Source organism: Micromonospora fluostatini (assembly GCF_050410825.1).
Taxonomy (GTDB): Bacteria; Actinomycetota; Actinomycetes; order Mycobacteriales; family Micromonosporaceae; genus Micromonospora; species Micromonospora rosaria.
The window spans coordinates 3,231,042-3,240,000 of the sequence record NZ_CP191251.1; the positions used below are offsets into that span (position 1 = coordinate 3,231,042).

Sequence of the window (8,959 nt, forward strand, 5' to 3'; positions counted from 1 at the left end):
TTCTCTGGCCTCCTCAGGCCCGGTCGATGGTGGCGAGGGTCTCGCTCAACGTCTGGTACGCCGCCTCGTACTGGGCGATCTGGTCGGCCGGGGAGAGCGCGGCGGCGTTCGCCAGCGCCCGCACGGCCGCCTCCACCGCCGGGTGCCGCGCCTCGTCGCCCTCCGCCGGTGGCATCGGCGGCGGCCCCGGGCGTGGGCCCGCCGGACCGGACGGGCCGGGACGCGGGACGCCGTGGCCGGGCGGACCGGGCCGCGGCCCGGCCGGGCCGGTGCCACCCCCCGGCGGAGGGCCGGGTCGGGGCCCCGGGCCCGCCGTCACGCGTCACCGTCCGTGGGCTGCCGGCGGGCCGGCGCCCCCGGCACCGGCCGGGAGGCCGGGCCACCGGCCTCCTCCTCGTCACGCACCGGGGTCACCTCGGCCGGCTCCTTCTTCACCAGCGCCTTCTTGACCGCCTTCTTCGCCACGGCCTTCTTCGCCACCGCCTTGCGGGCCACCGCGCCCTCGGGCGGGGCCGCCGGCGCCCCCGCACCGGCCTGTCCAGCCGCAGGCTCCGCAGCCGCCGGCCCGGAATCCGCAGCCCCGGACTCACCGGCCCGCGCCGACGCGGCGACCGGTGACGGCTCCGTCGGGAAGGCCTCCGGCGCGGTGTCCGGCGCCACGGCGGGACCGCCGGTCCTCGCCTCCCGCAACTGCCGTTCCAGCTCGTGCACCCGCCGGGTCAGCTCGGCGACCTCGTCGGCCGTGGCCAGGCCCACCGCGCCGAGCGCCCGGTCCACCTCGAACCGGACCAGCTTGGTCAACGCCTCCCGGTTCGCCGCCCCGGTGGAGACCAGTTCCTCCGCCAGCGCCTGGAGCTGGGCCGCGGTCGCCCCGCCCGACCCGACCAGCCGCCGCGCGACGTCCTGGGCCCTCTTCCGGGGCGCCTCCGTCAGGCCCATGGCCAGCTCGAGGTAGGCGCGCCACGCGTCCTGCATGCCTGAGTCCTTCCACGGGGTGAGGTGTCCAGGTGTCACGCTACCGGGCACCGCGCGACCCCCCGTGCGGTACGGTGCCGGGAAACGGTGTGGCGTGCGGTGAGGAGACGATGGTGGCCAGCGTGGACGAGTGCCGGCAGGCGTTGCAGGATCTCGCCGCCCGGTTGGAACGCAACGCCGACGCCGTGCGGGAACGCATCGACCTGGACCGGACGCTGGCGTGCCGGATCACCGACCTGGACACCGCCTTCCACGGCCGGCTGACCGGCGGTCGGCTGCTCGGGCTCACCGACGGCGACGACCCGAAGGCGAAGATCGCCCTGAGCGCCACCAGCGACGACCTGCTCGCCCTGGTCCGTGGCGAACTCGACGTCACCAAGGCGGTGGCCACCCGCCGGGTCAACATCAAGGCGAACCCGTTCGACCTGATGAAGCTCCGCAAGCTGCTCTGACGCCGCCGGGGCCGGCCGCGCCCCGGTCAGGCCACCCGGGAACCGACGGGGCCGGCCACGCGCCGGGTCAGGCCGGCCGGGCCCGCGACAACCCCAGGGCCGTCAGCGCTCGCGCGGCCTCCGGCGAGCCCGCCCGTACCACCGGGCCGGCCACGGCGCTGTCCGCCTCGGCGGTGCCGGTCGACCAGGCGGCGGCGCAGAGCGCGGCCACCGCGTCCAACGGACGACCGGAACCGGTCAGCTCCAGCCCGCCGTCGCGGCTCGACACCGACCAGCCGGCCCACTCCGGCCCGGTCGCCGGCGCCCCGTCCGGGCCGCCGACGACCCGCACCACGGCCGCCGGGTCGAAGAGCCCGGACAGGTCGGCGGCGACGTACGTCGGTCGGCGGCCGGGGCCGGTCGCGAGCAACTCGGCCACGTCGCTGACCCCGGTGAGGACGAGCAGGCTGTCCAACCCGGCCCGGCAGGCGCCCTCGATGTCGGTGTCCAGCCGGTCGCCCACGACCAGCGCCCGCCCGTCCGGCACCCGCCGGGCGGCCGTGACGAACAACGCCGGCTCGGGCTTGCCCACCACCAGGTCGGGCTCCCGGCCCAACGCGGTCCGCAGCACCGCCACCAGGGAACCGTTGCCCGGCAGCGGGCCGCGCCCACTGGGCAGGGTCCGGTCGGTGTTGGTGGCCACCCAGACCGCGCCGGAGCGCACCGCGATGGAGGCCTCGGCCAGGTCGGCCCAGCCGACCTGCGGCCCGTACCCCTGCACCACGGCCAGGGGCGCGTCGTCGGCGTGGGTGACCGGGGTGAGCCCGACCGCGCGGATCTCCGCCCGCAGCGCCTCGGCGCCGACCACCAGCACCGCCGACCCGGCCGGCAGCCGGTCCCGGAGCACCTGGGCGGCGGCCGCCGCCGAGGTGAGCACCTCCTCCGGGGTGGCCGGCACGCCGATCCCGGTCAGCAGGTCCGCCACCTCGGCGGCGCGCCGGGAGGCGTTGTTCGTCGCGTACGCGATCGCCCGCCCGTCGGCGCGCAACCGGCCCACCGCCTCGACCGCGCCGGGGATCGGCCGGTCGATCAGGTAGATGACCCCGTCCAGGTCGAAGACGACCAGGGCGTACCCGTCGGCCAGCGGCCCGGTGGGCGTGTCGTTCACCGCCGCTCCGCCACCGACTCGTCGGCGGCCTGGGCCGGCGCGGCAGCCCCGCCCGTGGCCTCCGCCTGGTCGACGGTGGCACCGGAGCCGGCGGCCCGGTCCTCGACATCGGCCACCGGGGAGGTACCCGCGTCGTCGCCGGCCCGGGTCACCGTCGCCCCGTCGACCGGGTTCCGGTCGGGCGTGTCCTGGACGACCGCGTCCTGGACGACGGCGACCGGCTCGGCCGGGTCGGTGTCGGTGCCCTCGTCCGGCAGGTCGCCGGTGCCCGGCTCGGCCGTCGGGTCCGCGTCGTCGGCGGAGCCGTCGGCGCTCAGCTCGGCGTCGGGCCGCGCCGGCACGGCGCCCGGGGCACCGGGACCGGTGGCCACCTCGTCCTCCACCGGCACCTCGTCCTCGTCGTCGTCACCCTCGATGACCACACCGTCGAGTTCGAGCAGCCGCTCGGCGGCGTCGGTCTCCCCCTCGGCGTCGGCGTCGGCAGCCCGGGAGAACCACTCCCGCGCCTCCTCGCGCCGGTCGACGGCGAGCAGCGCGTCCGCGTACGCGTAGCGCAGGCGGGCCGTCCACGGCTCGGTGGACTCGCTGGTCAGCTCGCGGACCTGGAGCATGGCCACCGCGGCGTCCTTCTGGCCCAGGTCGCCCCGCGCCCCGGCCGCCACGATCAGCAGCTCGATCGCGACCGCCGGCTCCAGCGTGTCCCGGTCGGCGCCCCGGAACAGGTCGATCGCCCGCTCCGGCCGGCCCAACGCCCGCTCGCAGTCGGCGAGCACCGCCAGGTGGCTCTGCACCCCCGTCATCCGGTGGTACGTGCGCAGCTCGGCGATCGCCGTCTGCCACTCCCCGGCGTGGTACGCGGCCAGCCCGACCGCCTCGCGGACGGCGGAGATGCGCGAGGCCAGCCGGCGGGCCGCCAGCGCGTGGGCCAACGCCTCGGCCGGGTCCTCGTCGATCACCTTGCCGGTGGCCACCAGGTGCCGGGCGACGGTCTCCGCGACCGGCTTGGCCAGGGACAGCAGCTCGGCCCGGACGGCCTGGTCCAGGTCGGTGGCGACGATCTCGTCCGACAGGACCGGCGCCTCCGTACGGTCCGTCTCGTCGTCCCGCCGCCGGTCGCCGGCGTCCCCGCGCTCGTCACGGTACGGCCGGTCCCGGTACCCACCCCGCTCGTCGGCCGACCGGTCGAACCGCCGCCCCTGCTCGCCCCGGTAGCCACCGTCGCGGTCGCCCCGGAAGCCGCCCTCCCGGCGAGCGGTGTCACCCCGCTCGCCGCTGCGGTAGCCACCCCCGGCACGGTCGTCGCGGCGGAAACCGCCCTCACGACGGTCCCCGCCCCGGAACCCGCCCTCACGACGGTCGTCGCCACGGAAGCCACCCTCGCGACGGTCGCCGCCCCGGAAACCACCGTCCCGGCGGTCATCGCCCCGGAAGCCACTCTCGCGGCGGTCGCCCCGAGGGGCGCTGGCACGGCGGTCGCCGCCCCGGAAGCCGCCCTCGCCCCGGTCGTCACGGCGGAAACCGCCCTCACGGCGGTCGTCACCCCGGAAGCCACCCTCGCGACGGTCACCGCCACGGAAACCACCACCGGCGCGGTCGTCCCGACGGAACCCGCCCTCACGACGGTCACCGCCCCGGAAACCCTCGTCCCGGCGGTCGTCACGGAAGCCGCCAGGGCGCCGGTCCCCCCGGGCGTCGCTCTCGCGGCGGTCGCCCCGAGGGGCGCTGTCACGGCGGTCGCCGCCCCGGAAGCCGCCCTCCGCGCGGTCGTCGCGGCGGAAACCGCCCTCACGACGGTCACCGCCACGGAACCCGCCCTCACGACGGTCGTCACCACGGAAGCCGCCCTCGCGACGGTCACCGCCACGGAAACCACCACCGGCGCGGTCGTCCCGACGGAACCCGCCGTCACGACGGTCGTCGCCCCGGACGCCGTCAGGCCGGCGGTCGCTCCGGGGGGCGCTGTCGCGGCGGTCCCCGCCGCCGAAGCCAGCATCCCGCCGGTCGCCCGAACGGAACCCGCCCTCCCGGCGGTCGTCACCACGGAAGCCACTCTCGCCCCGGTCGTCGCGGCGGAAACCGCCCTCGCGACGGTCACCACCGCGGAACCCGCCCTCCCGGCGGTCGTCACCACGGAAGCCACCCTCACGGCGGTCACCGCCACGGAAACCACCCTCACGGCGGTCGTCGCCCCGGAAACCGCCCTCACGGCGGTCACCGCCACGGAACCCGCCGTCGCGGCGGTCGTCCCGGCCCCGGCTGTCCCGGTCACCGCCACGGAAGCCGCCGGAGGAGGAGTCGCGGTCGCCCCGGAAGCCGCCGGCACGGAAGGAACCACCGTCGCGGGAACCCGAGCGTCCGTCGGTGGGACGCCCGTTACGGCCGTCGGTGCCACGTGCGTCGTCGGAGCGGTACCCGCCCGGGCGACCGGAGCCACCCCGGAAGCCGCCGTCCCGGCTCTGGGAGCCGCCACGGTCGTCACGGCTTCCCCGGTACGGCGGACGGTCGTCGCGTCGGCTCCCACCGGTCTGCGCCTGCGGACGGTCGCTGCGCTCCTCGTAGCGCCGGTGGCGGTCTCCGCCCTGCGGTTCTGAACTCACAGGTAATTCCTTCCTGATTGCGCCACAAACGGCGCCACGCAGTCGAGGGCCGACCCGGATGGGGCGGCCCTCGACTGGAAGAATGTCCGGCGGCGTCCTACTCTCCCACACCCTCCCGAGTGCAGTACCATCGGCGCTGGAAGGCTTAGCTTCCGGGTTCGGAATGTAACCGGGCGTTTCCCCTCCGCCATAACCGCCGTAACCCTATCGACATATCAAACAACACCCACACGGGTCTGCTGTTCGCTTGTCAAGAGTTGCACAGTGGACGCGTAGCAGCTTCGTAGTCAAGTCCTCGGCCTATTAGTACCGGTCAACTCAACCCGTTACCGAGCTTACATCTCCGGCCTATCAACCCAGTCGTCTCACTGGGGGCCTTACCCACACAAAGTGTGGTGGGATACCTCATCTTGAAGCGAGCTTCCCGCTTAGATGCTTTCAGCGGTTATCCCTTCCGAACGTAGCCAACCAGCCGTGCCCCTGGCGGGACAACTGGCACACCAGAGGTTCGTCCGTCCCGGTCCTCTCGTACTAGGGACAGCCCTTCTCAAGTATCCTACGCGCACGGCGGATAGAGACCGAACTGTCTCACGACGTTCTAAACCCAGCTCGCGTACCGCTTTAATGGGCGAACAGCCCAACCCTTGGGACCTGCTACAGCCCCAGGATGCGACGAGCCGACATCGAGGTGCCAAACCATCCCGTCGATATGGACTCTTGGGGAAGATCAGCCTGTTATCCCCGGGGTACCTTTTATCCGTTGAGCGACACCGCTTCCACACGCAAGTGCCGGATCACTAGTCCCGACTTTCGTCCCTGCTCGACCTGTCAGTCTCACAGTCAAGCTCCCTTGTGCACTTGCACTCAACACCTGATTGCCAACCAGGCTGAGGGAACCTTTGGGCGCCTCCGTTACCTTTTAGGAGGCAACCGCCCCAGTTAAACTACCCACCAGACACTGTCCCTGAACCGGATAACGGCCCGAAGTTAGATACCCGAATCAACCAGAGTGGTATTTCAAGATTGCCTCCACCCATACTGGCGTATGGACTTCACCGGCTCCCACCTATCCTACACAAGCTAACTCAAATACCAATGTCAAGCTATAGTAAAGGTCCCGGGGTCTTTTCGTCCTGCCGCGCGTAACGAGCATCTTTACTCGTACTGCAATTTCGCCGGGCCTGTGGTTGAGACAGTGGGGAAGTCGTTACGCCATTCGTGCAGGTCGGAACTTACCCGACAAGGAATTTCGCTACCTTAGGATGGTTATAGTTACCACCGCCGTTTACTGGCGCTTAAGTTCTCCGCTTCGCCCCGAAGAGCTAACAGGTCCCCTTAACGTTCCAGCACCGGGCAGGCGTCAGTCCATATACATCGAATTACTTCTTCGCATGGACCTGTGTTTTTAGTAAACAGTCGCTTCCCCCTGCTCTCTGCGGCCATACAACGCTCCACCCGCACGGGGCTTCACGTCTCCGGCCCCCCTTCTCCCTAAGTTACGGGGGCAATTTGCCGAGTTCCTTAACCACAGTTCACCCGATCGCCTTGGTATTCTCTACCTGACCACCTGTGTCGGTTTGGGGTACGGGCCGCTCGGAACTCGCTAGAGGCTTTTCTCGGCAGCATAGGATCACTGACTTCACCTGAATCGGCTCGGCATCACGTCTCAGCCTCAATGTGTTGCGGATTTGCCTACAACACGGCCTACACGCTTACCCCGGCACAACCACCGGCCGGGCTCAGCTACCTTCCTGCGTCACCCCATCGCTTGACTACTACCCGCCAGGTTCCCAGCCTCCCCACCATCAACCTGAAGGTCTCAAATGGTTTGGGTGGTTAGCACAACGAGGTTCATCACGGGCGCTCCTTCGCGGGTACGGGAATATCAACCCGTTGTCCATCGACTACGCCTCTCGGCCTCGCCTTAGGTCCCGACTCACCCAGGGCGGATTAACCTGGCCCTGGAACCCTTGGTCATCCGGCGGAAGGGTTTCTCACCCTTCTTTCGCTACTCATGCCTGCATTCTCACTCGTGCCGCGTCCACAACTCGATCACTCGGCTGCTTCACCCCCGGCACGACGCTCCCCTACCCATCCACACACCTGCACGGAAACCCGAAAGCCTCCGCGGGGTTAAAATGTGAATGCCACAGCTTCGGCGGTGTACTTGAGCCCCGCTACATTGTCGGCGCGGAACCACTTGACCAGTGAGCTATTACGCACTCTTTAAAGGGTGGCTGCTTCTAAGCCAACCTCCTGGTTGTCTATGCGACCCCACATCCTTTTCCACTTAGCACACGCTTAGGGGCCTTAGCTGGTGATCTGGGCTGTTTCCCTCTCGACTACGAAGCTTATCCCCCGCAGTCTCACTGCCGCGCTCTCACTTACCGGCATTCGGAGTTTGGCTGATTTCGGTAAGCTTGTGGGCCCCCTAGACCATCCAGTGCTCTACCTCCGGCAAGAAACACACGACGCTGCACCTAAATGCATTTCGGGGAGAACCAGCTATCACGGAGTTTGATTGGCCTTTCACCCCTAACCACAGGTCATCCCCCAACTTTTCAACGTTGGTGGGTTCGGCCCTCCACGCGGTCTTACCCGCGCTTCAGCCTGCCCATGGCTAGATCACTCCGCTTCGGGTCTAGGACACGCGACTGAATCGCCCTATTCAGACTCGCTTTCGCTACGGCTCCCCCACACGGGTTAACCTCGCCACATGCCACTAACTCGCAGGCTCATTCTTCAAAAGGCACGCCGTCACCCCGCAAGGCTCCGACGGATTGTAGGCGAACGGTTTCAGGTACTATTTCACTCCCCTCCCGGGGTACTTTTCACCATTCCCTCACGGTACTCGTCCGCTATCGGTCACCAGGAAGTATTTAGGCTTACCAGGTGGTCCTGGCAGATTCACGGCAGATTTCAGGAGTCCGCCGCTACTCGGGAACACCCACAGGAGACCAGCCACTTTCACCTACCGGACTCTCACCGTCTACGGTCAGCCTTCCCAGACTGTTCAGCTAGCAACTGGCTTTCTCACTCCTCCAACAGGTGTCAGCCTGTTGAGCAGGGTCCCACAACCCCGACCACGCAACCCCTGACAGGTATCACACGCAACCGGTTTAGCCTCATCCGCTTTCGCTCGCCACTACTCACGGAATCACTCAATTGTTTTCTCTTCCTACGGGTACTGAGATGTTTCACTTCCCCGCGTTCCCCCCACACACCCTATGAATTCAGGTGCGGGTGACATCACATGACTGATGCCAGGTTTCCCCATTCGGACACCCTGGGATCACAGCTTGGTTGACAGCTCCCCCAGGCCTATCGCGGCCTCCCACGTCCTTCATCGGCTCCTGGTGCCAAGGCATCCACCGTTCGCCCTTGACAACTTGACCACAAAGATGCTCGCGTCCACTGTGCAATTCTCAACAAACGACCAACCCACAACCCACAGCACCACACCAAGACCCGACCCAACCGGCCGACGGTATGCGGCACCAGGCCATGCCTGGCAGCCCAACAAGCCCTCACGACTCGTCACAGGCTCCGAAAGCTCAACCACCAACCGTGGTTGTTCCTTCAGGACCCAACAGGGTGCTCATCATTTCCCTCCAGCCGCACCAGGACTCCGTTCCACACCAACCAAAGCTGGCCGTACTAGCAGACCCGACCGTTGCCGGACAAAAACTCGCCAGTGTCTCCGCCTCTGAGCACCCCGACCCGACATTCGCAGGTCGCGGGCTCCATACCGCCTTTCGACGGATGGTGCTCCTTAGAAAGGAGGTGAT

Annotated in this window: 5 protein-coding genes and 3 rRNA genes (1 of these 8 running past the window's edge); 1 reads left to right on the forward strand and 7 read right to left on the reverse strand. The window is 69.0% G+C overall.

Annotation, left to right across the window (positions count from 1 at the left end; genetic code table 11):
* Positions 1-13: 13 nt before the first annotated feature.
* Together ACQUFX_RS14015 and ACQUFX_RS14020 are read right to left on the reverse strand one after the other, a co-directional pair.
* Positions 14-319 (reverse strand): hypothetical protein, encoded by a 306-nt coding sequence (locus ACQUFX_RS14015; protein WP_428966475.1) that lies wholly within the window; start codon positions 317-319, stop codon positions 14-16.
* Positions 316-975, reverse strand: coding sequence for a phasin family protein (locus ACQUFX_RS14020; protein ID WP_428966476.1), 660 nt, complete (start codon positions 973-975; stop codon positions 316-318). The genes ACQUFX_RS14015 and ACQUFX_RS14020 overlap by 4 nt, the downstream gene beginning before the upstream one ends.
* A gap of 113 nt (positions 976-1,088) precedes the next feature.
* On the opposite strand from ACQUFX_RS14020, the gene ACQUFX_RS14025 reads away from it, so the two are divergent.
* On the forward strand, positions 1,089-1,427 hold the full coding sequence (locus ACQUFX_RS14025; RefSeq protein WP_428966945.1) for an SCP2 sterol-binding domain-containing protein: 339 nt from the start codon (positions 1,089-1,091) through the stop codon (positions 1,425-1,427).
* Positions 1,428-1,494: 67 nt separating this feature from the next.
* On the opposite strand, the gene ACQUFX_RS14030 is transcribed toward ACQUFX_RS14025, so the two are convergent.
* The 5 genes from ACQUFX_RS14030 to ACQUFX_RS14050 form a co-directional block, all read right to left on the reverse strand.
* The gene (locus ACQUFX_RS14030) at positions 1,495-2,574 is read right to left on the reverse strand and encodes an HAD-IIA family hydrolase (protein ID WP_428966477.1); all 1,080 of its coding nucleotides are present in this window, start codon (positions 2,572-2,574) and stop codon (positions 1,495-1,497) included.
* The gene (locus ACQUFX_RS14035) at positions 2,571-3,590 is read right to left on the reverse strand and encodes a tetratricopeptide repeat protein (protein WP_428966946.1); all 1,020 of its coding nucleotides are present in this window, start codon (positions 3,588-3,590) and stop codon (positions 2,571-2,573) included. The genes ACQUFX_RS14030 and ACQUFX_RS14035 overlap by 4 nt, the downstream gene beginning before the upstream one ends.
* Positions 3,591-5,255: 1,665 nt before the next feature.
* Positions 5,256-5,372 (reverse strand): 5S ribosomal RNA (gene rrf, locus ACQUFX_RS14040).
* 82 nt (positions 5,373-5,454) lie between these two features.
* Positions 5,455-8,566 (reverse strand): 23S ribosomal RNA (locus ACQUFX_RS14045).
* A gap of 381 nt (positions 8,567-8,947) precedes the next feature.
* Positions 8,948-8,959: ribosomal RNA gene (locus ACQUFX_RS14050) — 16S ribosomal RNA — on the reverse strand (it continues 1,503 nt past the right edge of the window).
* Together the 16S, 23S and 5S rRNA genes form the textbook arrangement of a ribosomal RNA operon.

What these genes read in the sequence shown, in the direction of transcription:
- ACQUFX_RS14020 (WP_428966476.1), bottom strand. Translation starts at nt 975, where the DNA reads ATGCAGGACGCGTGGCGCGCCTACCTCGAGCTGGCCATGGGCCTGACG.